This window comes from Streptomyces sp. enrichment culture (genome assembly GCF_964273145.1).
GTDB lineage: Bacteria > Actinomycetota > Actinomycetes > Streptomycetales > Streptomycetaceae > Streptomyces.
On record NZ_OZ186875.1, the window covers coordinates 20,251 to 44,849 of the forward strand.

Sequence of the window (24,599 nt, forward strand, 5' to 3'; positions counted from 1 at the left end):
AGTCCCGGACGGCGGACGGCGGAAAACGGTCCGTCCGCTCGACGTCCGCTCGAGGATCGGTCCTTCTCCCACGGAGGATCCGGCCTCGCGGCTCCCGGCTGGGTCAACGTGTCCGTGTGACGGAGCCATCCGCCCGGCCGTCATGCCCGTACGGCAACGGCCGGCCGCACGCGTTCCCCGTCACGCCTCTCATCACCCTGCTCATCACTCCCCTCATCCGATGGAAGTGCGGTTTCCCGTGGCTACCTTCCTGTACGCACTCGGCCGCTTCGCCTTCCGGCGTCGCGGCCTCGTCACCCTGCTGTGGGTACTGATCGTCTGCGGCGTCGGTGCCGCGGCCGCGTCCGCGCCCGCACCGCCCACCGACCGGTTCTCGATGCCGGGCACCGAGTCGCAGAAGGCGTTCGACCTGCTCGAGGAGAAGTTCCCGGACTCCGGCACCGACGGCGCCACCGCACGTGTGGTGGTCCGCGTGCCCGAGGGCGGGAGCATCGACGCCGAGAAGGCGGCGATCGGCGCGCTCGTCGGCGAACTCGGCAAGGCCCCCCAGGTGGCGGGCGTCGCCGATCCGTTCACGGCCGGCTCGGTCAGCCGGGACGGTCGTACCGCCTACACCGTGGTGACCTACGAGGTCGCCGCGCCCGACCTCACCGACGAGGCCCGTGACGCGCTCACCGCGGCCACCGACCGGGCCCGCGAGGGCGGTCTGACCGTCGAGGCGGGCGGGGACGCGGTCATGGTCGAGCAGACCATGTCCGGCACCGGCGAGCAGATCGGCGTGCTGATCTCCGCCGTCGTCCTGTTCCTCACCTTCGGCTCGCTGATCGCCGCCGGCATGCCGCTGCTCACGGCACTGATCGGGGTCGCCGTCGGCACCTCCGCCATCGCCGCGCTCGGCAGCGCCCTCGGGCTGTCCGCCACGACCGGGACACTGGCGATGATGATCGGCCTCGCGGTCGGCATCGACTACGCCCTGTTCGTCGTCTCCCGCTACCGGGCCGAGATCGCCGAGGGCCGCGCCCCCCAGGAGGCGGCGGGCGTCGCGACCGGCACGGCCGGTTCGGCCGTCGTCTTCGCCGGGCTCACGGTCATCATCGCGCTGGCCGGCCTCGCGGTCGTCGACATCCCGATCCTCACCAAGATGGGCCTCGCCGCGGCGGGTACGGTCGCCGTCGCCGTACTGATCGCGGTCACCTTCGTGCCCGCCCTGCTCGGTTTCGCGCCGCGCCGGGTGCTGCGGGTCGCGGACCGGCGGCTCGTGCGGGCCAGGAAGCCGCTGTCGGCGCGCAAGCTGCGCAGGAGTGAGGAGAAGGCCGCGAAGCTGGCCGCGCGGACCAAGCCGAACCTGTCCACCCGCTGGGCCTCGTTCGTGGTGCGCCGCCCGGTCGTCGTGCTCGTCGTCGCGGTGGCCGGCCTCGGCGCACTCGCCCTGCCCGCCACCAAGCTGGAGCTCGGTCTGCCCGGCGAGGGCACGATGGCGGCCGACACCACCCAGCGCAAGGCGTACGACCTGCTGTCCGACTCCTTCGGCCCCGGCTTCAACGGCCCGCTGACGGTGACCGTCGAGGGCGCGGACGCGGCCGTCGCCGGCGACAAGGTCGGCGAGGAGCTGAAGAGGACCCCGGGCGTCGCCTCGGTCTCCGAGGCCAGCGCCAACAAGGCGGGCGACACCGCCATCCTCAGCGTCGTCCCCGAGACCGGCCCGACCGACGCCAGGACCGAACAGCTCGTCAAGGACATCCGCGCGCGTGCCGCTTCGCTCGGGGCGTCCGCGGGCGCCACCGAGATCCTGGTGACCGGCCAGACCGCGCTGTTCATCGACTTCTCGCAGACCCTGTCCGACGCGCTGCTGCCCTACCTGGCCCTGGTGGTCGGCCTGGCCTTCCTGCTGCTGCTCCTGGTGTTCCGCTCGCTCCTGGTCCCGCTGAAGGCCGCGCTCGGCTTCCTGCTCTCGGTGAGCGCGGCCCTGGGTGCGCTGGTCGCGGTGTTCCAGTGGGGGTGGGCCGCCGACTTCTTCGGCATCGAGCAGACCGGCCCGATCATGACGACGATGCCGATCTTCATGATCGGTGTGGTCTTCGGCCTCGCCATGGACTACGAGGTCTTCCTGGTCACGCGGATGCGTGAGGCGTACGTCCACGGCGTCCGGGCCAAGGAGGCCGTCGTCTCCGGCTTCCACCACAGCGGGCGGGTGGTCGCCGCCGCCGCGGTCATCATGATCAGCGTCTTCTCGGGCTTCGTCGTGGAGGACGAGGATCTGGTCGCGATGATGGGCTTCGGCCTCGCCTCGGCCGTCCTGTTCGACGCCTTCGTGGTCCGGATGGCGATCGTGCCCGCCGTGCACTCACTGCTCGGCGACGCCGCCTGGTGGCTGCCGAAGCGGCTCGGCCGGGTGCTGCCCAACGTGGACGTCGAGGGCGAGCGGTTGCAGCGGCGGCTGCCGTCCGGTCCGCCGTCGTCGCCCGCGCCGCGGAGCACGCCGGAGCACGAGAGGGACCTCGTGCACTGAGACGGTGGGCGGGGCCGGACGGCGGCGGCCCGGTGCGTCCTCGTGGAGGTCGCACCGGGCCGCCGCCGTCCGTGTGCGGGTCCGGGCGCGGGTCCGGGTCCGGTTCCGGTTCCGGGTCCGGTTCCGGGGGACACCTCGGCGCCGCGGACACCGGGGGCCGCGAACGCCGGGTCCCGCAAGGCCGCTTGAGATCTGGTCGAGGTCCGGCCGAGGCCGATGGTCCCGGCCGCCGGCCTCCGGTTCACTGATCCCATGGCGACCCCGACTTCCGGCACCGGTCGCGTCCCGCAGCCGTCGCGGCGCGAAGAGCCCGCGCCGCGCGGCACCGTTCCCCACCGGTACGCCGATCCCCCCACCGCCCGGCGCCCTCGCCCCGTGCCGGTCCCTGCCGTACGCCGTCCGTGCCCTGCCGTGCGTCATCCGTGCCCTCCCGTACGCCACGCACGCCGACGCCCCGGGCCGCCGCCACACCCTCACCCGCCCGGTCCGGCTCCCTCCGGGTGGGCCCTTCTGCCCGCATCGCGGGCCCCTGTGTGCTCCCGGTGGCCCCGGTATAGCGTTCACCCCCAATTCATTGCAACGGAGCCAAGGGGTGCTGTTGCATTAAGTCTACTCTCATTGCAATGATTTACCGGAATCTACCTGCAGTTATGGCAACTTCAAGCAATAATCGTGTTGCTCATTCCATGAATGCAACGTAGCGTTTCCATCAGAAGAAACACCGGGTCGCAAGAGCGCACGCTGCAGAAGAAGGAGTGCACGATGCAGAAGTTCGACACCCCCGCCCCCGTCGCGGCCGTCCTCGACATCCCCGCGGGACGCGTCCGGTTCATCGCCGCCGACCGCACCGACACCACCGTCGAGGTCCTGCCCGCCGACGCCTCCAGGAGCCGCGACGTGACGGCCGCCGAACAGACCACGGTCACCTGCACCGACGGCACCCTGCGCGTCGACGCCCCCACCGCGAAGAACCAGGTCCTCGGCTCCTCCGGAACCGTCGAGGTGACCGTCCACCTGCCCGCCGGCTCCCGCGTCGAGGCGAAGGCCGCCGACATCCAGCTGCACGGCACCGGTCGGCTCGGCCACGTCGCGCTCGACAGCGCCCGGGCCTCCGTCGACCTCGCCGAAGCCGAGGGCGCCCGGCTCGCCCTCGCCGCCGGTGACGTCATCGTCCACCGCCTGAACGGCCCCGCCGAGATCAGCACCCAGAAGGGCGACCTCCGCGTCACCGAAGCCGTACGCGGCAACGTCACCCTGCGCACCGAGCACGGCGACATCAGCGTCGGCGCCGCCCGCGGCACCTCCGCCACCCTCGACGCCGGCACCACCTACGGCCGTATCCGAAACACCCTCAGCAACACCGACGGACCCGACGCCGACCTCACCATCCACGCCACCACCGCCTACGGCGACATCACCGCCCACAGCCTGTAGAAGGAGCTCTCCTCATGACCAAGCCGGCCATCACAGCGAACGGGCTGCGCAAGTCGTACGGCGACAAGACCGTGCTCGACGGCGTCGACCTGATCGTCCCCGAGGGAACGATCTTCTCCCTGCTCGGTCCGAACGGGGCCGGCAAGACCACCACCGTGCAGATCCTCTCCACCCTCATCTCCGCCGGCGGCGGACAGGCCCAGGTCGCGGGCCACGACCTCGCCGCCGACCCGCAGGCGGTGCGTGCCGCGATCGGTGTCACCGGGCAGTTCTCCGCCGTGGACGGTCTGATCACCGGTGAGGAGAACATGCTCCTCATGGCCGACCTGCACCACCTGTCCAAGCAGGAGGGGCGGCGGGTGACCGCCGAACTGCTGGAGCGCTTCGACCTGGTGGAGGCGGCGAAGAAGCCCGCCTCGACCTACTCGGGCGGTATGAAGCGCCGTCTGGACATCGCGATGACGCTGGTCGGCGGCCCGCGGATCATCTTCCTGGACGAGCCCACCACCGGCCTGGACCCGCGTTCCCGGCACAACATGTGGGGCATCATCCGCGAGCTGGTCTCCGACGGCGTCACCGTCTTCCTCACCACGCAGTACCTGGAGGAGGCCGACGAACTCGCCGACCGCATCGCGGTGCTGAACGACGGAAAGATCGCCGCCGAGGGCACCGCCGCCGAACTCAAGCGCCTCGTCCCCGGCGGTCACGTCCGGCTCCGCTTCACCGACCCCGTCTCCTACCAGGCCGCCGCCCTCGCGCTGAACCAGGCGACCCGGGACGACGACGCGCTTGCCCTGCAGATCCCGAGCGACGGCAGCCAGCGCGAGCTGCGCTCCATCCTCGACTGGCTGGACTCCGCCGGCATCGAGGCCGACGAACTGACCGTGCACACCCCCGACCTCGACGACGTGTTCTTCGCCTTGACCAGCGGCGCCGGCGTCCCCACCCAGCCGAAGGAGGCTGTCCGATGAGCTCCGTGTCCCTCGCCGTGCGCGACTCGAACACGATGCTGCGCCGCAACCTGCTCCACGCGCGCCGCTACCCGTCGCTCACCCTGAACCTGCTGCTCACCCCGATCATGCTGCTCCTGCTGTTCGTCTACATCTTCGGCGACACCATGAGCGCGGGCATCGGCGGCGGCGGCCGCTCCGCCTACATCGCCTACATCGTCCCCGGTCTGCTGCTGATGACCATCGGCTCCACCGTCATCGGCACCGCGGTCTCCGTTTCCAACGACATGACCGAGGGCATCATCGCCCGCTTCCGCACCATGGCCATCCACCGGCCCTCCATCCTCGTCGGTCACGTCGCCGGCAGCGTCCTGCAGTCGATCCTGAGCGTGGTCCTCGTCGGCGCCGTCGGCGTGGCCATCGGCTTCCGGTCCACCGGCGCCACCGCCCTGGAGTGGCTGGCCGCCTTCGGGCTGCTCGCCCTCTTCACGCTGGCGCTCACCTGGATCGCGGTGGGCATGGGGCTGGTCAGCCCCAACGCCGAGGCCGCCAGCAACAACGCCATGCCGCTGATCCTGCTGCCGCTGCTGTCCAGCGCCTTCGTGCCGGTCGACTCGATGCCGGGCTGGTTCCAGCCGATCGCCGAGTACCAGCCCTTCACACCGGCCATCGAGACCCTGCGCGGCCTCCTCCTCGGCACCGAGATCGGCCACAACGGCTGGCTCGCCGTCGTCTGGTGCCTGGCCCTGTCTGTCCTCGGCTACTTCTGGTCGACCTCGACCTTCAACCGCGACGGGAAGTAATCCGCCCCGCGACAGCGCGGGCCACCGCCCGCGCCCCCGGTCGACAACCGCACACGACAACCGCATACGACGCGCCCCGCTCCACGATCCGCGATCCGCGAAGGCCCGCCGCCGCTGTCTCCGGACAGCCGCGGTGGGCCTTCGCTCGGTGTTCGTCAGTAGCGGTAGTGGTCCGGCTTGTACGGGCCCTCGACCTCGACGCCGATGTACTCGGCCTGCTCGGGGCGGAGCGTGGTCAGCTTCACGCCGAGCGCGTCGAGGTGGAGGCGGGCGACCTTCTCGTCGAGGTGCTTGGGCAGCACGTAGACACCGGTCGGGTACGCGTCGGGCTTGGTGAACAGCTCGATCTGGGCCAGGGTCTGGTCCGCGAAGGAGTTGGACATCACGAACGAGGGGTGACCGGTGGCGTTGCCCAGGTTCAGCAGACGGCCCTCGGACAGCACGATGATCTTCTTGCCGGCGGGGAAGCCTCGCGATACGTGGGTGACGGTGGCGTCCGCCTTCACCGACTGCGAGTCCACGACCCCCGCGCTCGGCTTCGGCCTTCGGCCCTCAACCGTGCGGACGGTCTCGCGCAGCCGGTCGTGCAGTTCGGTCACCAGACCCGTGTCCCGCCATCGGGCGAAGAAGGCGTAAACCCGTGGCCAGGGCGGAAAGTCGGCAAGCATCGCCCGCCACTTGATGCCGTTGTCGACGAGGTAGCGCACTGCGTCGATCATCTGCCGGTGGCAGTAGCCCTCCGGACGTCCTCCCCGGCCCGCCAGCCATCCCGGCACCGGCAGCAGTCCCGGATAGAGAACGGCCAGTCAAGCGCAGTGCCGACTCCACCCGGGCAAGTGCCCGGGCGGAGACTGATACGGTCCAAGCACCGCTCTGGCGTGCGGGCTGTGTCTGTACCCGGTTACTGGTGGCGGGACAGGACGAATAGAACCGCCGCGATGAACACCGCGAAGACCAGGGCGATTCCCCAGGTCGGCAGCCCGGCAGCAGAGGGCGGCATGATCGCTTACATCGTCATCGCTTGAACCCCTTGCGCAGGAACAGAAGCCCACCGACGGCCAGAACGACACCGATGACGATCGGCAGTATCGCCCGAGCCTTTCCGTCACTGGCATCCATCACACCGGCGTAGAGCAATGCGGCGCCGCAGAATAGCGCTACGAGAGCTGAGCCGATCATCGCGGCTGTGCGCATTGGTAACTCCTGTCCCCTCTGGCAGCGGGCACATCTACCGCCCCCCGCGTTGTGCTTCAGCTGTATGCAGCGGTCGTGGCCCCGGCAACGCCTGCGGCTACGACGGAACACCCGGTCAGCCCAGCACCGACCGAGACACCGGGTCTGTAGCGTGAACGGTGTAACTCCCCAATAAGTGGCAGCAGTTAAGGCTGCTGTGACCGATGGGAGCAGGACCGTGAAGCAGAATACGCGTTCGACCACCGAAGTGGACGAGGAGACGGCTGCGCCGTCTCTGGACAGGTCTCTGGTGGCCCAGCTGATGGCTCAGGCAAAGGCTGACGGTGTGACCCTGACCGGAGAGGGAGGACTCCTCGCCCAGCTGACGAAACTGGTGCTGGAAGGAGCCCTGGAGGGCGAGCTCACCGACCATCTCGGCCGGGAGAACGGCCAGCGGACCGAGGACGGCCGCAGCGGGAACTACCGCAACGGGCACCGGTCGAAGACGGTGACGACGGAGGTCGGGCCGGTGGAGATCGACGTCCCGCGCGACCGGAGCGGATCGTTCGAGCCAAAGTTGGTGAAGAAGCGGCAACGGCGACTGACCGGCGTCGACGAGATGGTGCTGTCGCTGTCGGCGAAGGGCCTCACTCACGGAGAAATCTCCGCGCACCTCGCCGAGGTCTACGGCGCCGAGGTGTCCAAGCAGACGATCTCCACGATCACGGACAGCGTGCTCGAGCGGATGACCGAGTGGCAGAACCGTCCGCTCGACCGCGTCTACCCGGTCGTGTTCATCGACTGCGTGAACGTCAAGATCCGCGACGGCCAGGTCGCCAACCGGCCCGTCTACATGGCGCTCGCCGTGACCGCGGAAGGAACCCGCGACATCCTCGGCCTGTGGGTCGGAGACGGCAGTGAGGGAGCCAAGTACTGGCAGCACGTCCTCACCGAGATCAAGAACCGAGGCGTCGCGGATGTCCTCATGGTCGTCTGCGACGGACTGAAGGAACTTCCCGAGTCCGTGACCCGCGTTTGGCCCCTGACCGTGGTCCAGACCTGCGTGGTTCATCTGCTGCGGAACAGCTTCCGTTACGCGGGCCGGCAGGACTGGGAGAAGCTCGCGAAGGACCTGCGGCCTGTCTACACGGCTCCGACTGAGGCCGCGGCAGCCGAGCGGTTCGGCGAGTTCCAGGAGAAGTGGGGGACGAAGTACCGGGCCGTCGTCCGGCTCTGGGAGAACGCCTGGGCGGAGTTCGTGCCCTTCCTCTCCTTCGATGCGGAGATCCGAAAGATCATCTGCACGACCAACGCGATCGAATCGGTCAACGCCAGGATCCGCAAGGCCGTCCGGGCCCGCGGCCACTTCCCGACCGACCAGGCCGCCCTCAAGTGCGTCTACCTGGCGATCATGAGCCTGGACCCGAAAGGCACCGGCACGAAGGCGTGGACCCGCCGCTGGAAGCCGGCCCTGAACGCCTTCGACATCGCGTTCGACGGCCGACTCACCCTCGGCACCGCTAACAACTGAAATCAACCAACGGAGTTACACCGTTCCGCAGACACTCCCAGACACCAAGGGTGGCGAAGGACCCGGCTGCGGCCCCGGCCATGCAGAGCGACTCGAAGCCAATACCGGCCAGCATGCCCATCTTGGTGGCGTTCGCGTTCTCCGTATCACCTGTCAAGGTGTCATAGGTGAGACTCACCCAGTCTCCGATACCGGTGACGTCCCCAAAACTCAGCAGCCCCGAGGGGTCGGTGTTGTTTACGGGGTCGCCGGCGGCGTAGAGGTAGGGGTTGGCTTCCTGGCCGGAGGGGTCGGGTTGGGTGAAGCGGCCGAGGGTGGGGTCGTAGTAGCGGTGGCCCATTTTGTACAGGCCGGTGGGGTCGAGGTAGGCGCCGGTGTAGCGGTACGGCTGGGGGACGGCCTCGGTGAGGGTGGTGCGGGGAAGGCCGGTGGGGCCGTAGGCGTAGGTGTGCGTGCGCTTGCCCGCATCGTCGACCAGGCCGAGGACGTTGCCGGTGGCGTCGGTGAGGTAGTAGTAGGACTTCCCCCCAGTCGTCATGGAGTTCAAGGTGCCCGCCGGTTCGCGGATGAATCCGGTGTCGACGCCGTTGGTGGTCGTGGAGGCCAGGCCGAGGGCGGTGTGGTGGAACCAGGTCGAGCCGAGCTTGGTGCGTTCGGCGTTGTCCGTGCCGGCGTGGACCAGGTCGTAGGTGATGCCGCCGGTGGTGATGGAGGACAGCTGGCTGTAGTCGGTCCAGGACTCGCCGCTGCGCGGGGTGTTGTCGGCTGCGGCGGTCTCGTTGCCGAGCTTGTCGTAGGACCAGCCGGTGGTGGTCCCGTTCTTGGCGGTCAGTTCGGACGCGTCGTTGTAGGTGTAGGTCGTGCCGCCGGGGCAGGTGCTCCTGGTGCCGTCCCGGCTGGTGAGGTTGCCGGCCTTGTCGAAGCAGTACAGCCACGACGCCTTCCGCGAGCCCGCCGCGTCGGTCTCGAGGGCGTAGGTGAGGCGGTCCTGGGAGTCGTAGGTGTAGGTGGTGGTGTAGGTGGTGGTGTTGTCGGTGCGGGTGTGGATCTTGGTGGTGTCCTTGCCCGCGGTGTTCTTGTAGCTGTAGGTCAGGTCGACGAGGGTCTGGGTGCCGGAGGTGGTTTTGATCTTCTCCGGGCGGCCGTTGTCGTCGATGGTGACGGTCTGGGTGGTGCCGCCGGGGTAGACGGTCTTGGTGCGCTTGTCGTTGTTGTCGTAGTCGTAGTCGGTCTTCTTGCCGTCCGGGGCGATCAGGTAGTCCAGGCGGCCGGCCTTGTCCCAGGTGTAGTCCGTCTTGCCGGTCGGGTCGGTGTAGTAGTCGACGTCACCGCCCGGGGTGTAGGCGAGAGCCGTCTGGGCGCCGTTTTGCAGGGTGCGCACGCTTTCACGGTTGAGCTTGTCGTAGTCCCACCTGGTGGTGCCGGAGGCGTCGGTGCGGGACTTGAGGTTGCCGTCGCCGTCGTGGGAGTAGGCGACCGTGAGGTTGGTGGAGGAGACCTCGCGGATGCGGTCGCGGTTGTCGTAGGTGTAGACGGTGGTGATGCCGCGGCCGTCCTTGACCGTCTCCACCCGGCCCAGCGCGTCGTGGGTGTAGGTGGTCTCGCCCAGCGGCGCCGGGGGCTTGACCTTGATCAGATTGCCCTGGTCGTCGTACTCGAAGGAGGTGACCTTGCCGTTGCCGTCCTTCGCGGTGCAGCGCTGGCCCTCGAAGCCGCCGCAGGTCGGGGTGTCCTTGTTGTAGGTGTACTCGCGGGTGGCTCCGGCGGTGCCCGACGTGGTCACCGACATCGTGTTGCCGTTGGTGTCGTACGTGAAGGTGTCCTTGCGGCCGTCGGCGGTGGTGAAGTCGTTGGGCAGGTCGGTGCCGGCGATCGTCTGGTACGCCGACACGGACGCCGTCGCGCCCATCGGCAGCTTCTGGGAGAGGGCGTTGTTGCGGCCGTCCCAGCCGTAGGTGGTGGTGTTGCCGCCCGTGCCGTCGGCGCCGGTGCCCATCGCGTCGATCGCGGTCTGGGTCAGATGGTTCTTGTACGTGGCGTGCCGGGAGTGGCCGAGCGGGTCGGTGACCTTGATGACCTCACCGTCGGCATTGTGGACGTACTGGGTGGCGTCGCCGTCGGGGTCCGTCACGGTGGTGGTGCCCGCGTCCGACGGGGTGGCCGCGGTGTAGTCGTAGCGCCAGGTCGGGCCCGTGTGGCCGCTGCTGGGCAACGAACAGCAACGACCGGGTGTTCACGCCGAAGAGGCGGTCGAAGAGTTCGGGCGTCACGTCGTCGATGCGCGCGGACCCACTGATCCCGGCGTTGTTGACCAGGACGTCGAGGCCCTCGGCCACTCCGTGCTCGGCCAATCCCGCGTCGAATCGCTCATAGAGCCCCTGGCGTCCCCCGGAGCACCCAGCTCGGAGCGCAGGCCGAAGGCGCGACCGCCCATGTCCCTGATCGCCGCGAGTGTCTCGGCGACCGCCGCCTCGTCGTTGCGGTAGTGAGCGGCGACCAGGGCTCCTTCGCTCGCCAGTCGGAGCGCGATGCTTCTGCCGATGCCACGACTGGCACCCGTGACCAGCGCCGTCCTGCCCTTGAGCGCGCCCATGCCCTACCCCCCGCTGGGACCCGGACTGCGGCCGTCGGAGAATGTACCGGCTGGACGGTTCTTTTGTAATGCGCGTCCGCCGGGCAACATCCGCGGAGTGCACCTACGAAGACAATGACTACAGCGGCGGTGAATCTTCCGGTTCCCGTGCCGTCGCCGACGGCGGGCCGCCCTCGGAGCGCTCGGTCTTGCGTCCCTTGCCGCCGGGCGCCAGCGTGCGCGGGTCCACGGCCTCGGCGGGCGCACCGGTGGCGTACAGGCCCTGGGGATCGGAGTCCCGGTCGTGCGGCAGCAGCCAGAAGACGCGGCGGCGGAAGGTTCCCGACGAGCGGGAGGGCTTGGCCCCGGGTCCCAGCAGGGCGTACCCGACCATGCGGCCGTCCCGGTGGTACCGGGGTTTGCTCCGGCGGTTCGGCAGCCGGTCCAGGCTCTGGCGCACGTAGTCGAGAGAGCCGATGTCCTCGAGCCAGACGAGGTCGACCTCGTTGTCGATCTCGTCCTCGTCAATGAGGGCGCTCATGCTGTCTCCTCGTCGGCGACCAGTCCGATACCCGGGTAGTACTTGCGCTGGTTGGACAGGATCATCTCCTTGGGAGAGGCCAGTCCCACCACTTCTCGGACCCGTGCGGCGAAGGCACGCGACGAGACGGCCGGGGACCCCTCATTCCGGCACCACTCCCTGTAGGCCGCGTAGAGCCTGGCCTGTTCCGCCTTGAGGCCGCCTTCCATCCGGCAGGACTCGCCGAGGAAGCGCCCGGTGTGGTCCTCGGTCTCCGCGTAGGCGTCGGTGGCGATCCTGACGCGTTCGGGCCCGGTCAGGTCCCTCTCGCCGCTCAGATACCGACGGGCGCCCAGGATCAGCCAGTCGAGGATGCCGGGGCCCTCCTCGGTGACGAGGATGTCCGCCAGGTTGTCGATCTTGCGGTCGTAGGGAACGACACGCTCGAACGGCACCATGCGCATGCGCCGCCAGAACGCGAAGCCGCCGGTGCCCACCTCGGGCCGGTGGTTGCCCAGCAGCCACAGCTTGTGCGTGGGCTCGAAGCTGAAGAAGTCCTGCCGCATCCGCCGCGCCTTGATGCGGTCCCCGCCCGTCAGCAGCTTCACCCGGGCCTCGTCGAAGCGGTCCCCCGGCTTGACCTCACTGCACACGACGACCCGGCGGCCGTGGAGTTCCGCGAGGTCGGTGGGGTGTCCCTCGTAGGGGCGGGCCATCAGGAAACCGGGCGGCGCGGCGTCCGCGTAGTCACCGAGCAGCTTCATCAGCACGTCCAGCAGGACGGACTTGCCGTTGCGGCCGGAGCCGAAGAGGAACGGCATGACCTGACCGCCCACGTCCCCGGTCACCGAGTACCCCAGCAGCAGGTGCAGGAAGTCGATCATCTCCGCGCCCTCCTGGTCCTCACCGAAGGTATCGGCGAGGAACCGGTACCAGCGGGGCGTGGGCATCGGCTCGGGGGCGACCGTGGTGCAGCGCGAGTGGAAGTCCTTGTTGGGGTCCGGTGTCCTGATCAGTCCCGTACGCAGGTCCACGACCCCGTCAGGAGTGCAGAGCGCGTACGGATCGGCGTCCAGCAGGGCCGCGTTGAGGACCATGCCGGGTGCCGTACGGGCCTGGGTGAGCATCGCGTTCAGGCCGGTGGTGCTCAGGGCCCGCCGGCGGTGCTGCTGGAGTGCCGTGGTGGTGAAGAGCCCGCGCGGATCGGTCGTCGCGAGGGATTCCGCCAGGTCGCCCGCGGCCCACAGCACGGTGTCGTCCTCGTCGGCCTGCCAGCGGGTGTGGTCCCACCGGAACCAGCCGAGGCCCGGTACGTGCCGGTAGTCGTTGGCGTAGAGCCTGACGAACAGCTTGGCGTTGCCGCGGTCGCTGAGCGTGTCCGGCAGCAGCCCGACAGCGGTCGCCTCTCCCCCGGCTCCCGTCCCGTCCACGGGCGCGGGCGCCGGTGCGTGGACGTCCGTCCGCGCACCGGGCTCCGCCACGGTCCGGGTGAGGATCTGCCGGGCCACGTCCTGCGCGTCGAAGAGGCTCTTCTGATGGTCGCGCGTCATGCGCGGCCTCCTCGGCGGGGCGTCAGCGGCCGAGAAGCACACGGTGGACGAGCCTCTGGACGTCTTGAGTCGCTGCGTAAAAATCGCAGCTCAGAAGCCATGCGCATCCCCCAACAGCGACCCAAGCGACTGAACGATTCAAACAGACTAGCGAAACGAACGTGACGGAAGGAGACCCGCGAAAGAACTGAAACGACACACGCCGATCCGGCCGCCAGGCAGGACAGCGACTGAAGCGACCCACTATGCCCATATATGACTCACGCGGGCGCATGTCATGAGCCCTCTGCTCACCCCTGGACCCGCACCGTGCGTCGCTTCAGTCGCTGACGCCTCCCCATGAGGCTGTTACCTGGGGCTTTGACGGATCGACCGGAGCGACCGCCCTCAGCTCCCGCCGCTGTCACCCCGGTGGCCGTCGCGTTCCCGCCACTTTTCCACGGCGCTCGCCGCCCCGGCCATCGCGGTGGCTGAGCGACCGAAGCGACTCAAGGAACCTTCAAGCGGACACCGAGCGGCCCGTGCAGACCCCGTGCGGGCACACCCGGGCCCTCACCGCCGTCTTCGGCGATCCCTTCCCCCGGCCCCCACCCGCCCGGCCGCGGCCGGTCCGCGGACGACCCGGCCCACGAGCACCTCATGCGCTGGTGCCGCGAACTCGCCGTCGGCCTCGGGGAGTCCGTCACCATCGACGCCGCCTCCTGGCCCAGCACCCGCTTCGCCGAAAAGCGCTACACCTTCTGGGAGACCCCGGACGGCGCCCCCGTCTCCGTGGCGGGCCTCAGCCCGATGGTCGCCGGTTTGACCCCGTCCACACCCCGCCCCACCTCCGCGGCCGCGGCTACGGGGCCGCTGTCACCGCCGCGGTCAGCGGGGCCGCGCTCGCGGCGGGCGCCACGGAGGTGGTGCTGTACGCGAACGCCGCGAACCCCACCAGCAACGCCCTCTGCCAACGCCTCGGATACCGCCGGGTGCGCCGGGCCAGTCCCCAGGAACGACGACCGAGCCGTCGACCGGAAACCGGCGGCGGTTCCAGGGGAGGCGACACCGCGGCCGCGCTGACGGACGGTCCTCGTTTCGACGCGACAACGTTTGTGGTGATCGAATTCGAGGGACTCACCCCGGCAGGGCGGCGGAACGCAGGACACGCCCGATGAGACGCTGTTCGCCGCGATCGTCTACGTGCTGTCCGGTTGCGCCTGACGGGCCCTGCCACCGTGCTTCGGCATCTCGAAGTCGACCGCCCACCGCAGGTTCCTGATCCGGTCGAGAGCCGGTGTCCGGAGCCGTCCGCACGGGGCCATGCTGCACGGGCTCGACGACGCCGGCCTGGTCGACGTCACCCGTGTCGTCCTGGACACCGCCCACGTCCGGGTTGAGAAGCGGGCGAACACACAGGTCCGAGCCCCGTGGACCGGGGCGAGCCGGGTTCCGGACCCGCCGCCGCCCTGTGCTGCTACAAACGACTCGTCCGCCTCACCACGTGGGACACGGTCTCAGAGGGGCAGGGTTATGCCGAGTTCCTGCATGGCATCGGAGGGCGGACCGCCTTCGGAGCGTTCGGTCTTGTAGCCCTTGATCCGGGGTTCAAGGGTGCGCGGGTCGACGGCTTCGGCCGGGGCGCCCTTGGTGTACAGGCCTTCGGGTTCACTGTCGCGGTCGTGGGGCAGCAGCCAGAACACTCGTCGGCGGAAGGTGCCCGAAGCGCGGGAGGGCTTTGCGGTGGCGCCGAGGACGGCATAGCCGACCATCCGGCCGTCACGGTGGTAGGCGGGCCTGCTCCTGCGGGTCGGGAGTCGATCCAGGCTCTGCCGGACGTAGTCGAGAGCGGTGATGTCTTCGAGCCAGACCAGGTCGGTCTCGTGGCTGATCTCGTCCTCGGTGATCAGGGAGCTCATGCGGTTGCTTCCCTCTCCTGGTCGGCGAGCAGGCCGATGCCCGGGTAGTACTTGCGCTGGTTGGACGTCATCATCTGCTTCGGTGAGGCCAGTCCCACCAGTTCCCGCGTGCGGGCGGCGAACGCGCGGGAGGACAGGGCGGGCGCCCCTTCATTCTGGCACCACGCCTTGTAGTGGCTGTAGAGGCCGGTCTGTTCAGCGCGCAGGTCAGGGGCGAGGGTGCAGCATTCCTCGTAGTAGCGGCCGGTGTGGTCCTCGGTTTCGGCGTAGGCGGTGGTGGCGATGCGGACGCGTTCGGGTCCGGTGAGGTCGCGGGTGCCGGCGAGGTAGCGGCGGGCGCCGTCGATGAGCCAGGCCAGGATGCCGGGGCCTTCCTCGGTGACGAGGATGTCGGCCAGGTTATCGATCTTGCGGTGGTCGGGGACGGTGTTTTCGAACGGGATCAGGCGCATGCGTCGCCAGAACGCGAAGCCACCGGTCCCGACCTCGGGGCGGTGGTTGCCGACCAGGAGGAGTTTGTGGGTGGGGGTGAAGCTGAAGAAGTCTTGGCGCATGCGGCGTGCCTTGATGCGGTCGCCGCCGGTGAGGAGTTTGACGCGTGCCTCGTCGAACTTGTCACCGGGGTTGACCTCGCTGCAGACGATGACGCGCCGGCCGTGGAGTTCAGCGAGGTCGGTGGGGTGGCCTTCATAGGGGCGGGCCATGAGGAAGCCGGGCGGGGCGGCGTCCGCGTAGTCGCCCAGGAGTTTCATCAGGACGTCCAGGAGAACGGACTTGCCGTTCTTTCCGGCACCGAAGAGGAAGGGCAGGACCTGACCGCCGACGTCGCCGGTCACGGCGTATCCGAGCAGCAGCTGAAGGTAGCCGATCATTTCGGTGCCTTCTGCGTCGGTGCCGAAGGTGTCGGTCAGGAAGCGGGTCCAGCGGGGGGTCGGGGTGGGATGGGGGCCGACGGTGGTGGAGCGGGAGTGGAAGTCCTTGTCGGGGTCGGGGCTTCTGATCAGGCCGCTGCGCAGGTCGACGATGCCCTCGGGAGTGCACAGGGAGTAAGGGTCGGCGTCCAGGCGGGTTGCGTTGAGGACCATGCCAGGTGCTGAGCGGGCCTGGGTGAGCATGGCGTTGATGCCTGCGGTGGACAAGGCGCGGCGCCGGTGCCGGGTGAGTGCGGCGGTGGTGAACCGGCCGTGGGGGTCGTGGGAGGCGATGCTCTCGGCGAGGTCGCCGGCGGCCCACAGGACGGTGTCGTCTTCGTCGACCTGCCAGCGGGTGGTGTCCCAGCGGTACCAGCCGATGCCGGGGACGTGGCGGAAGTCCTGGGCGTAGAGCTTGACGAACAGCTTGGCGTTGCCGCGATCACTGAGTGTGTCGGGCAGCAGTCCGCCAGCGGTTGCCTGCGGACCGGCCGGCGCAGGGGCCGGGGGCTGGGTGGGCAGCGGGATCGGGGAATGGTTGCGAATCTGTTCGGCGACGGCTTTGGCGTCGAAGTTGAACAGAGTGTTGTCGTTGCCCGGAGTGGTCAATGCCGGCTCCCGGGATTCAAGGGATTTTTGAGTCCTGCGGCGAGACCGCTGCGGATGATTTGTCCGGCACGGCGTTCCTGTCCCGGGCGGGCTGTGGTTGCGGTCTCCGCCAGCGCGCGTTCGGCGGTGGCCTGGCTGAGCCGGCCGGCGGCGACAAGGCCTCCAAGGGTGTAGGCGGCACGGTTGAGAGCGTCGGAGAATCCAGCGCCTTCGCTGACCTCTCCGCAGGCGGCGACGGGCGCCAGGACCGCCGCGAGCAGCCGGTCGGTGCCCGTACGGCCGCCGCCTGCTGCGAGGACGGCCTGCCTGGCCCGGGACGGCACCGGCCTGGGTGCGGAGATGTTTCGAGCCGGCAGGTGACCGGTGCGTTCAAGCTCTTGCGTCAGCCAGCCCGGCAGGACGGCGGGCTGCCGCGCTTCGCCGAGTGGCTTGTAGGTGCCGGCTCTGGTGGTCGTGCCAGGAGCGATGATGTAGCCGCCGTGAGCACGGACGTCGACCTGCCAGGCCAGGGCACGGCCCTGGCTCGAGCCTGAGGAGCACTGCCACCGGCGGGAGCCCCCGGCCCGATACCACACGTGCATCCCTCCAGAGGGTGTGCGGACGCGCAGCGTTGCAGTGTCCTCGGCCGGGCTGGGGACACCGCGCAAAGCAGCCAGTACGGCGAGGACGTGGAAGCCGGTGGCCAGGCCTGTTAGGTCGACGTGGTCTCCGATCGGGATACCGGGCAGGATACGGTCCCGGGTGGGAGGCTGGGTCCCGTGAGCGTCGATGTCGATGACGACCAGGCCGGCGGGGCCGCAGGCGACGCCGACTCCGAACTCGGGGTGGCGCCCCCACCACTGGCCGATAAGGCGCTGGTCGAGCGTAGCGGCGTGAAATCCGTGGCACCAGCGGCCGGCGGACAGGCAAGCGCAGCCCGCGGCGGTGTGTTCGGGCGCACGGCAAGTACGGCAGTTGGAGGCCGGTGTCTTTCGTCCCGCTGCCAGCGGGTGCACCGGCCAGCCGCGGCGGGCGCACCACCGTGCTGTGCTCAGTGACTGGCCAGCGACTGATGGGAAAGAGGCTGCCGGTGCTGAGTCACTGGCAGAGAACTGCAGCTCAGCGGACATGCAGCCCCCTCGTAGCGACTGAAGCGACTCAACGACGGACACACCTTAGCGAACACCGAAGGTGCAGGAGTGAAGCACGGGTCCGTGTCGATAAGCAGTCCGGAACTGCCCCTGTTTAGCGACTCAGCGAGGGAGGCAGCGACTGGGCTGCTTCAGTCGCTGCTCCGGCAGCATGGTGAAAACCACAGGTCAGCAGCCAGGTAGCAACTCGGCAGCGACTGAAGCGACTGAAGCCTCCTATATATGACGCACACGCGCGCACAGGAATGGCTTCATATATCCCTATGTTGAGTCGCTTCGGTCGCTGTGCCTGTCAGGAACCGCCCATGACCTGCGCTTTTCTCCTGTGACTGAGCAGCGACTGATGACATTCCCAGTCGCTGCCCTTGAGTCGCTGTCCCCGCTGCGGGGGCACGCAGCGACCAAAGCGACTCTTTCGTCAGCCCGCATGCAGCTCTTCGCCGGCGGAAGGTCTTCCCGGGGTACGAGTCGCTTCGGTCGCTGAGGGAGCGGAGCAACGACCTCGCGCGGGAGAGAACAGCTCATCAGCGAGGGTGGCCCGACCCGGACGGGCAGCAGGTGACCGTCCGAATCGTCACTCACGAGACGGCTTGGGTCAGCCCCGCTCCCACCTTGCCCTGCAGGCTGGTCACGGGGGGCCTGCAGTCACCTCGTGAGTTGCCTTCCACGGGTGCCGCTGTCCCTCTGGCCGGGTCAGTGCTGCGACGGGTTGCCCGGGGTGCCGGGATCGGCCGGTCCGGCTCCGAGCGGTCGTCGGCGGCCGGGTCCGGTCGGCTGTGTGGTCCATTCCGCGTCGGCCGCTTTCTTCCAGTGATCCTCCGCCGCCTTGAGATCACAGCTCGAAGGGCTGGAATGACACTCCTCCGGGGTGCTTACGCTAGTTGGGGGCGACGGGTTGCGGAGTGGGTCATCCGGCAGAGCGGTCGGTTCACCGGTTCCTGTCTGCTGTGGCCGGGTGGCCCTCCACGATCCGGTCTGCTGGGGAGCCAGTGGGCATGGGGCCGGCCCGGAGCCGTCCCAGCCGCCTGGCTGTCCAGCACAACGGCCGAGGATGGGGTCATGGCAGGGGAAGTGCGCGAGATCGCTCTGAGCAAGCAAGATCTTCGTGAGGTCACCGCGTTCGCCGCAGCGTGCGCGGAAGTGGTGCTCGAGGTGTTCGAGGGCGATCAGCCGGACGACTCGCGGCCTCGAGACGCTGTCGACGCCGCGTGGGAATTCGCTCGAGGTGGTGAGCGGAGGAAGGTTCTGCGCGACAGAGCGTGGGCGGCACTCGAGGCGGCCAAGAGCGCGGACACCGCGGCCGCGCGCGAGGCGGCTCGGGCAGCGATGTCCGCGGCGGGCGCCGCCTACCTGCATCCGCTGGCCAGGGCCACCCAGGTCAAGCACATTCTCGGAGCCGGCGCTCACGCGGCCAGAGCGGCCGAACTCGTCGCCGACGACGATCGGGGTGTGGGTGCCGGCCACCTTGAGCAGACGCTGCGTCGTGCGACACCGGTCGTCGTTGACGTGCTCAAACGGTTCCCGACGGCGCCGAGCGGTGGTGGACGGGTCGGCGAGCTGATCCGCATGCTGGACACCGATCTCCGTTCACTCACCCTCGCCGAGTCGCTTTGAACGTTCGGACGGTGCGGCTCTACCTCCGTCAGCGGTTGACTTCGAAGTTCGTCGGGACAAAAGCGGAGGCGCAGGGTCTCCAGGGCGGGGCGCAACAGCGGCGAGTCGTTGCGGTTCGCGCCCACCAGGACCCACCCCAGCGGCAGGCCTCCACCGTCGACCAGTACCGAGCGCTTGAGGCCGCTCTTGCCTCGGCCCACCGGGCTGCGCCCGGTGTTCTGGCCACCGCCAGGGGCTTTCACGACGCAACCGTCGACCACGAGGTTCTCCAGGCCGAGGCCGATGGCCTCGTCGTATGCCTCCAGGGCCAGCTGGTGCGGTCGCTCGAAGGCGCCGACGGCGATCCACTCATCCCGCCGGGCCCTCATCGTGGTTGCCGAGCAGGTGTGGTCGGCGTGCCGCTGGTAGGTGCCTGCGAGTACGAGGCGGGCCAGGAGCTTGTCGGACACGACCTGGTCGGGGATGCGGGGACGGTGGCAGCCCAGCGGATGAGCGGCTGTCTCCCGCTTGGGCAGGAGGGCTTGGAACTGGTCCCACAACGGGGCGGTGAGGGAGGAGGGCAGGACGGGCACGTGACCTTCGCTCGGCCGTAGAGGACGTTGACCGGCAAGTTCCGCCGGGGTGCGCCGCCTTGGCAATCGGCGGCACACCCCGGCGGGGTGAAGGTCACCCGGCCTGTTCCTGCAGGTCCGCTGCGGGAACAGGCGCGGGCATGCGCCAGGCCACGACCGCACCGGTCACGAGCCCCCCGGCGGCCAGCAGGGTGGCGACCAGGAACGGGTCGAAGGAGTGCAGGGTCGGAGCGAACCCGATCCCGACGCAGACTGCTACCCCGGTCGCACCGCCCAGTTGGTCAGCCGCGCGCTGGACGCCCGAGGCGACCCCAGCGTCGTCCTCGGTGACGCCGCTGACTGCGACGTACTGCAGCCCCACGATGCCGAACCCCATCCCGGCCGCGATCAGGAGCATGGCCGGGATCATCGCCGCCCCGCCTGCCTGCAGGACCGAAACGAGCGCGATCGCGGCCATCGCGGCCGCGGTGAACCCGATGCCGGCAAGCACGCAGGCGCGTGCTCCCCAGCGGCCCAGCAGACGAGGCACGAGCATGGAGAACACGATCAGCGAGAGCGCCAGAGGCAGCATCGTCAGGCCCGCGCCCAGCGGGCCGATGCCCAACCGGTCCTGCAGATAGAAGGTGAACAGCAGGAACGAGGTCGACAACCCCCCGCTCAGCAGCATCGTGGCCAGGTTGGCCGCCACACGCGTGCGGTTGGCGAAGAAGTGCAGCGGCAGCAGCGGGTTGCGCGAGCGTGCCTCGACACGCACGAACCCGGCCCCGGCGGCCACCGCCCCGGCCAGTGCCCCCGGGACCACCCATGCGGGCGTTGCGGGTTCACCGGCCTCGACCACGCCGAAGGTGAACAGCAGCGGGCAGGCGGTCAGCAGCAGCGCGCCGGGAAGGTCCAGCGGCGGGGCGTCCTGGGCCACGGGCCGGTCACCCTCGACCAGGAAGACGGCTGCCAGCAGCACGACCAGGATGAACGGCACCGAGACCAGGAAGATCCAGCGCCACCCCAGGTGGGCGGTGATGATTCCGGACAGGACGAATCCGAGCACGAGACCGCAGCTCGCCACCGCCGCCCACACGCTCAGGGCCCGCGATCGACGCGGGTCTTCGGGGAACATCAGGACGATGGTGGCCATCGCGGCGGGCAGCGCGATGGCCTCACCGGCGCCCTGCAGCAGGCGCGCGACCACCAGCAGGGCAAACGTGGGGGCCAGGCCTGCCAGCAGGGACGCGGTGCCGAACAGGGCGGTGCCGATCAGCAGTACGCGCCGCCGCCCGAGCAGGTCGCTCAGCCGGCCACCGAGCATCAGCACCCCGCCACCGGTGACCGTGTACCCGACCACGACCCAGGTCAGGGTGTGCCCGTCGACGTCGAAACCGGCGCCGATCGAGGGCAGGGCGATGTTGACCACGGTCACGTCGACCGCGATGAAGAACTGCAGCATGGACATCGCGCACAGCACCAGCCATGCGCGTGCCGGGGACGGGCTGTGCCCGTGTGAAGAAAGGATGCCCGAGAACATCAGGTGCTCCGTCGCTCAGAGGAAGCTCTGAGCAGCACGAACGTGCCGCTCCGGTCTGATCACGAAGCGGTTGGACGTCCAGGAAGGGTGTGAGTCGAACGTCCCGCCGCTAGCGGGACGTCCTGGTCACTGCGGCGCAAGCGGCCGCGCACGAAGCAGCAGACATGCCGTGAACGCTACCAGGGAGGGGCACCCGAGTCAGGCATTCGCCCGATGCCTCATGCCCACACTCGAAAGCCCGTTCGCCAGCGCTTCCTGGGCGCGGGGAGCTCGCCGTCGCGGAGCACCTATCCGCGCGACCCCTGAGCGCGGACCATCATGTTGATCAGCGCGCACGACCTTGCGCTGTGAAAATTGGGCGGGCATGAAGCTGGCATCGGCCCGCTCGCACCGCGGTGGCGTTCGGGTGTCCCCTCGGCTCGATGCTGCCGGCTGCTTCGGCGCGCTGAAGTTCGCGGTGGCTGGGTATAGTGCAGGCGTACCTCTTACTCAGGCGCAGGGCCTCCACCGGTTTCCGGTGGAGGCCCTGTTTTGTTCGTGGGTCAGGCGACCTGCAGTTTCGGTCGGCCGTCTGCTGTGGGCGGGACGGCCGCGTAGGCGGGCAGTCTCAGGTTGGGCAGCTCGCCGGCTTTGATGCTGGCGATGGCGGTCCTGAAGGCGGCTTCCATCTCCTGGGAGCTGGCGTATTTCGCTGCCAGGGGGTGCAGGCGGTAGGAGTTGCCCTTGCCGCGGTTGCCCTCTTCGTTTTGCGGCCGTAGGACGATGTTGAGCTCGCACAAGGGAGCGATGAGGTTGCTGATGGCTTGCGGGGTGACGCGGTACTCGCTGGCCATGTCCTTCTGGCGCACGGGAAGGTGGCCGCCGAAGTCGCTGCGGTAGACCAGGTACTGCAGGAACTTGACCGAGGCCCCGGAGATCGGCAGGGCCCAGATGCGTTCGGACACGACCGGTGACATGACCTCAGCCATCGGTATCCCTTCCTCGTGCCGGGTGGTGGAGCGGTTGGCGGATGTGTATCACCCTGTACGCCTTCCCGTTCCATAGTGTGGGTTGTGGGTGAAGTCGAGGTCTGGTTCCTCTTGGTGAACGTCGGGGCCGATGGCGTGGGGGAAGGCCTCGGGGTCGCGGTTGTGCTTGGCGGCGAGCTGCTCGAGGACGGCGTGCTGGGCGTTGCTGTTGCCGTGGAACCATAGACGGACGTTCAGCTGGATCACACCGTTGCCGAGCTGTTCGACCCACTTGTAGCCGACCAGGGCTTTGATGGCCCGGTTGACCGTGGAGCGGGTGATGCGCTTGCCGCCTTTCTTCGCGGCGAGCTCGTTGAGGCCGTCGGTGATCTCCTGCTGGGTGTAGCGGGCGATGCCTGATCCGCGCTGTTGTCCACCGGCGACGTAGAGGAAGACACACAGCTGGGATTTGGTGATGGAGTTGGCGACGGCGAGTTGTGCCAGGAGCTGGGTGAACCAGTTGGAAGCCAGGCTGTAGCCGGCGTCTCCTGCCATGTCGTGGACGGCTGTGTGGTCGGGTTCGTACTCGAATGTGACGTTTTTGAGCTTGCGGCGGGTGCGGGGGTCGGCGCTTTGGGTGGCTTCGCCGAGTTGTTCTCCGAGGACCTGCAGGAGGTCGTCGAAGCCCGCATTGTCCGATGCGACGTCAGGGACGGCTCGGGGCCGCCGGCGTGCTGGTGGGTCGGTTGTCACGGGACCTCCTTCGATACTCAGGCGCTCCAGAGACTAGCTCAAAGTCAAGCAAGGCTTGCGTTTTGCTGCGGTAGTGCGCCGAGTCGCCCTTGGAGGGGGCCCTCTGCTTCGCAGCACTCGAAAAATCAAGCAGAGTTTGATTTTTCAGGCCTTCCGGCGGCGTAAATCAAGCACAGCTTGACTTCGCGTGTCGTCATCGCGACACATTTCCGCAGACTCGACTCGCCCCGTCATGACCTTCCGGCATTGGATGCCACCCGTGTGACCTGCGGCGTTGCCCGCCCTGGCGGGCTTGAGAGAAAGACAAACAGAGCTTGATTTTCTCTGCCGGATGTGTCGGCCAGAGCGACATTCAGGAGACGTAAATGTGCTCCACAGGGCACCATAATCATCACAAAACCGCAGGTCACAGCCCTGAAACGCGCTGCTGCTCTTATCAAAGAGGCGCGCCCGGGTCTCCTCGGAGCAGCTGAGGGATGGGTAGGGGAGTCTCCGGACGATCAGCAGTGCATCGCAGTCCTGCCTCAGCCGACTGCCGACCCCTCACTGACCTGTACCACCGAACAGCAACCCATGCGGCGAGGCACTTGCCCACCGGCGATCGGAGGTACCTGTACCACCCACTCAGCCCAGCCACGCTTCTCTTTTGAACCGTCACGGCAGCCACCACCCGAGACTCGGCACCGCTGGTGCTACCCACTGCCCGCACAACATGACGGTGCCGCACGCGAAGCGAGCTTCTCCCCCGACAACCTCCTCCTCACCACGGACAAGAAGTCCCAGCTGAGTGGCCGACACCATGACCTGCGCCCGGCTGCCGGCGCCGCACCGCCGGATCCGCCCACTGATCCCTGTCGGGCCTCCCCCACCATGGCAACGCCCGCGTCTCCACAAGATGTGCTGCGGCGCCGGCTGCTGTTGGTGCTGTTCGGGCTCGGCACCAACATGGGCATCAAACGGGTCGCGGTGACCGGCAAGCACGGCGAGAGCGAGGTGGCGCTGCGCCGGGTGCGGCACCTGCGCTACCGGGGCCCCTGCGTGATGACCTACTGGCACGTCGAGCGAGAGTCGGTGTGCACCTACCCCCAGCTCGAATCCTGCTCGGTCTGCGAGGTCGCCTCGATGATCGAGGGCGTGCATGGACATCCGCCCCCCGTGGATACGCGAGCGAGCCCCGGACGGCTGTGGTGTGGTGACCGCTCGTGCGCAACGGACGCCGTCCTGCCTGGAACGTCGTGTCCGACGCCGGGCTGAGGGGGACCGGTACGACGGAGCCGACCTGCTGGGCGGCAGGCGCCTGCCCGACGAACTCCCTCACCAGCACCGCAGTTGAGGCGACCGTGACGTCCCTCGTCCGGGTCGCCTTGTGCCACCGGCAGGACGGCTCGAGGCGGTACGCGCCATGGGCGAGCTCCACGTGCCCGCATCACCGGGTGCAGATGAGGTGGCATCTCGTCGCCTTCTGGTACTCGCCTGACTCCGTAGCCGGGTTCCGAGCAGACTCCAGAGGCCGCTCCAGCCATTCCTTCACCCGCCTTCACCACGGAAGGCACGATGGTCCGCCAACCTCTCCGACCGGCACTCGAGAACCCTGGCAAGCTCGC

Annotated in this window: 16 protein-coding genes and 8 pseudogenes; 9 read left to right on the forward strand and 15 right to left on the reverse strand. The window is 68.8% G+C overall.

The window, feature by feature from the left end:
* The first annotated feature begins 238 nt into the window (after positions 1-238).
* From ACSU6Z_RS29320 to ACSU6Z_RS29335, 4 genes are all read left to right on the forward strand, one after another.
* Positions 239-2,509, forward strand: a complete 2,271-nt coding sequence (locus ACSU6Z_RS29320; protein WP_437050641.1) for an MMPL family transporter — start codon at positions 239-241, stop codon at positions 2,507-2,509.
* A 762-nt stretch (positions 2,510-3,271) separates the two neighbouring features.
* Complete coding sequence (locus ACSU6Z_RS29325; protein WP_437050642.1) at positions 3,272-3,943, forward strand: DUF4097 family beta strand repeat-containing protein; 672 nt, start codon at positions 3,272-3,274, stop codon at positions 3,941-3,943.
* A 14-nt stretch (positions 3,944-3,957) separates the two neighbouring features.
* Positions 3,958-4,914: an ATP-binding cassette domain-containing protein gene (locus ACSU6Z_RS29330; RefSeq protein WP_437050643.1), complete on the forward strand. Its 957-nt coding sequence runs from the start codon at positions 3,958-3,960 to the stop codon at positions 4,912-4,914.
* Positions 4,911-5,696, forward strand: coding sequence for an ABC transporter permease (locus ACSU6Z_RS29335; RefSeq protein ID WP_437050645.1), 786 nt, complete (start codon positions 4,911-4,913; stop codon positions 5,694-5,696). The genes ACSU6Z_RS29330 and ACSU6Z_RS29335 overlap by 4 nt, the downstream gene beginning before the upstream one ends.
* A 155-nt stretch (positions 5,697-5,851) precedes the next feature.
* Here ACSU6Z_RS29335 and ACSU6Z_RS29340 read toward each other — a convergent pair.
* The 3 genes and pseudogenes from ACSU6Z_RS29340 to ACSU6Z_RS29350 form a co-directional block, all read right to left on the reverse strand.
* Positions 5,852-6,160: pseudogene (locus tag ACSU6Z_RS29340) on the reverse strand (adenosylhomocysteinase); the annotation flags it as partial.
* 180 nt (positions 6,161-6,340) lie between these two features.
* A pseudogene (locus ACSU6Z_RS29345) lies at positions 6,341-6,472 on the reverse strand (transposase); the annotation flags it as partial.
* A 238-nt stretch (positions 6,473-6,710) separates the two neighbouring features.
* On the reverse strand, positions 6,711-6,890 hold the full coding sequence (locus ACSU6Z_RS29350; RefSeq protein WP_437050646.1) for a sodium:neurotransmitter symporter: 180 nt from the start codon (positions 6,888-6,890) through the stop codon (positions 6,711-6,713).
* Positions 6,891-7,191: 301 nt separating this feature from the next.
* Here ACSU6Z_RS29350 and ACSU6Z_RS29355 point away from each other — a divergent pair, with 301 nt between their 5' ends.
* Positions 7,192-8,400 (forward strand): IS256 family transposase, encoded by a 1,209-nt coding sequence (locus ACSU6Z_RS29355; protein WP_437050278.1) that lies wholly within the window; start codon positions 7,192-7,194, stop codon positions 8,398-8,400.
* Here the strand turns inward: ACSU6Z_RS29355 and ACSU6Z_RS29360 are convergent.
* The 5 genes and pseudogenes from ACSU6Z_RS29360 to ACSU6Z_RS29380 form a co-directional block, all read right to left on the reverse strand.
* Positions 8,390-10,606, reverse strand: a pseudogene (locus ACSU6Z_RS29360) (RHS repeat-associated core domain-containing protein); the annotation flags it as partial. The gene ACSU6Z_RS29355 and the pseudogene ACSU6Z_RS29360 overlap by 11 nt on opposite strands.
* Before the next feature lie 55 nt (positions 10,607-10,661).
* Positions 10,662-10,736: pseudogene (locus tag ACSU6Z_RS29365) on the reverse strand (hypothetical protein); the annotation flags it as partial.
* A gap of 122 nt (positions 10,737-10,858) precedes the next feature.
* Positions 10,859-10,993: pseudogene (locus ACSU6Z_RS29370) on the reverse strand (SDR family NAD(P)-dependent oxidoreductase); the annotation flags it as partial.
* Positions 10,994-11,111: 118 nt separating this feature from the next.
* Complete coding sequence (locus ACSU6Z_RS29375) at positions 11,112-11,513, reverse strand: DUF6009 family protein (protein WP_437050648.1); 402 nt, start codon at positions 11,511-11,513, stop codon at positions 11,112-11,114.
* Positions 11,510-13,042, reverse strand: coding sequence for a DNA primase family protein (locus tag ACSU6Z_RS29380; protein WP_437050649.1), 1,533 nt, complete (start codon positions 13,040-13,042; stop codon positions 11,510-11,512). The genes ACSU6Z_RS29375 and ACSU6Z_RS29380 overlap by 4 nt, the downstream gene beginning before the upstream one ends.
* Positions 13,043-13,621: 579 nt before the next feature.
* Between ACSU6Z_RS29380 and ACSU6Z_RS29385 the strand changes: the two are divergent.
* Positions 13,622-14,010: pseudogene (locus ACSU6Z_RS29385) on the forward strand (GNAT family N-acetyltransferase); the annotation flags it as partial.
* A 157-nt stretch (positions 14,011-14,167) separates the two neighbouring features.
* Positions 14,168-14,475: pseudogene (locus ACSU6Z_RS29390) on the forward strand (IS5/IS1182 family transposase); the annotation flags it as partial.
* 63 nt (positions 14,476-14,538) lie between these two features.
* On the opposite strand, the gene ACSU6Z_RS29395 reads toward ACSU6Z_RS29390, so the two are convergent.
* From ACSU6Z_RS29395 to ACSU6Z_RS29405, 3 genes are read right to left on the reverse strand one after another with little or no spacing between them, the layout of a single operon-like run.
* A complete protein-coding gene (locus ACSU6Z_RS29395; RefSeq protein WP_437050651.1) occupies positions 14,539-14,940 on the reverse strand; it encodes a DUF6009 family protein in 402 nt (133 codons plus the stop codon).
* Positions 14,937-16,460 carry a DNA primase family protein gene (locus ACSU6Z_RS29400; protein ID WP_437050652.1) on the reverse strand — a complete coding sequence of 508 codons (1,524 nt, stop codon included), beginning with the start codon at positions 16,458-16,460 and terminating at the stop codon, positions 14,937-14,939. Before ACSU6Z_RS29400 ends, ACSU6Z_RS29395 begins: the two co-directional genes overlap by 4 nt.
* Positions 16,457-17,455 carry a bifunctional DNA primase/polymerase gene (locus ACSU6Z_RS29405; RefSeq protein ID WP_437050796.1) on the reverse strand — a complete coding sequence of 333 codons (999 nt, stop codon included), beginning with the start codon at positions 17,453-17,455 and terminating at the stop codon, positions 16,457-16,459. Before ACSU6Z_RS29405 ends, ACSU6Z_RS29400 begins: the two co-directional genes overlap by 4 nt.
* Before the next feature lie 1,194 nt (positions 17,456-18,649).
* Here ACSU6Z_RS29405 and ACSU6Z_RS29410 point away from each other — a divergent pair.
* Positions 18,650-19,204 (forward strand): putative immunity protein, encoded by a 555-nt coding sequence (locus ACSU6Z_RS29410; protein ID WP_437050653.1) that lies wholly within the window; start codon positions 18,650-18,652, stop codon positions 19,202-19,204.
* A 71-nt stretch (positions 19,205-19,275) separates the two neighbouring features.
* Here ACSU6Z_RS29410 and ACSU6Z_RS29415 read toward each other — a convergent pair.
* From ACSU6Z_RS29415 to ACSU6Z_RS29430, 4 genes and pseudogenes are all read right to left on the reverse strand, one after another.
* A pseudogene (locus tag ACSU6Z_RS29415) lies at positions 19,276-19,776 on the reverse strand (transposase); the annotation flags it as partial.
* A gap of 94 nt (positions 19,777-19,870) precedes the next feature.
* Positions 19,871-21,223 carry an MFS transporter gene (locus ACSU6Z_RS29420; protein WP_437050654.1) on the reverse strand — a complete coding sequence of 451 codons (1,353 nt, stop codon included), beginning with the start codon at positions 21,221-21,223 and terminating at the stop codon, positions 19,871-19,873.
* 614 nt (positions 21,224-21,837) lie between these two features.
* Complete coding sequence (locus ACSU6Z_RS29425) at positions 21,838-22,263, reverse strand: hypothetical protein (protein ID WP_437050656.1); 426 nt, start codon at positions 22,261-22,263, stop codon at positions 21,838-21,840.
* A gap of 48 nt (positions 22,264-22,311) precedes the next feature.
* Positions 22,312-22,995 (reverse strand): hypothetical protein, encoded by a 684-nt coding sequence (locus ACSU6Z_RS29430; RefSeq protein ID WP_437050657.1) that lies wholly within the window; start codon positions 22,993-22,995, stop codon positions 22,312-22,314.
* An 870-nt stretch (positions 22,996-23,865) separates the two neighbouring features.
* Between ACSU6Z_RS29430 and ACSU6Z_RS29435 the strand changes: the two genes are divergently transcribed.
* A complete protein-coding gene (locus tag ACSU6Z_RS29435) occupies positions 23,866-24,249 on the forward strand; it encodes a Tn3 family transposase (protein WP_437050659.1) in 384 nt (127 codons plus the stop codon).
* Positions 24,250-24,599 lie beyond the last annotated feature (350 nt).

Bases quoted from the DNA above. Each gene is read 5' to 3' on its own strand.
- ACSU6Z_RS29325 (WP_437050642.1), top strand. From the start codon at position 3,272: ATGCAGAAGTTCGACACCCCCGCCCCCGTCGCGGCCGTCCTCGACATC.
- ACSU6Z_RS29350 (WP_437050646.1), bottom strand. From the start codon at position 6,890: ATGCGCACAGCCGCGATGATCGGCTCAGCTCTCGTAGCGCTATTCTGC.
- ACSU6Z_RS29355 (WP_437050278.1), top strand. From the start codon at position 7,192: ATGGCTCAGGCAAAGGCTGACGGTGTGACCCTGACCGGAGAGGGAGGA.
- ACSU6Z_RS29420 (WP_437050654.1), bottom strand. From the start codon at position 21,223: ATGTCCATGCTGCAGTTCTTCATCGCGGTCGACGTGACCGTGGTCAAC.
- ACSU6Z_RS29435 (WP_437050659.1), top strand. From the start codon at position 23,866: ATGGCAACGCCCGCGTCTCCACAAGATGTGCTGCGGCGCCGGCTGCTG.
- ACSU6Z_RS29330 (WP_437050643.1), top strand. From the start codon at position 3,958: ATGACCAAGCCGGCCATCACAGCGAACGGGCTGCGCAAGTCGTACGGC.
- ACSU6Z_RS29425 (WP_437050656.1), bottom strand. From the start codon at position 22,263: ATGGCTGAGGTCATGTCACCGGTCGTGTCCGAACGCATCTGGGCCCTG.
- ACSU6Z_RS29375 (WP_437050648.1), bottom strand. From the start codon at position 11,513: ATGAGCGCCCTCATTGACGAGGACGAGATCGACAACGAGGTCGACCTC.
- ACSU6Z_RS29410 (WP_437050653.1), top strand. From the start codon at position 18,650: ATGGCAGGGGAAGTGCGCGAGATCGCTCTGAGCAAGCAAGATCTTCGT.
- ACSU6Z_RS29395 (WP_437050651.1), bottom strand. From the start codon at position 14,940: ATGAGCTCCCTGATCACCGAGGACGAGATCAGCCACGAGACCGACCTG.
- ACSU6Z_RS29380 (WP_437050649.1), bottom strand. From the start codon at position 13,042: ATGACGCGCGACCATCAGAAGAGCCTCTTCGACGCGCAGGACGTGGCC.
- ACSU6Z_RS29335 (WP_437050645.1), top strand. From the start codon at position 4,911: ATGAGCTCCGTGTCCCTCGCCGTGCGCGACTCGAACACGATGCTGCGC.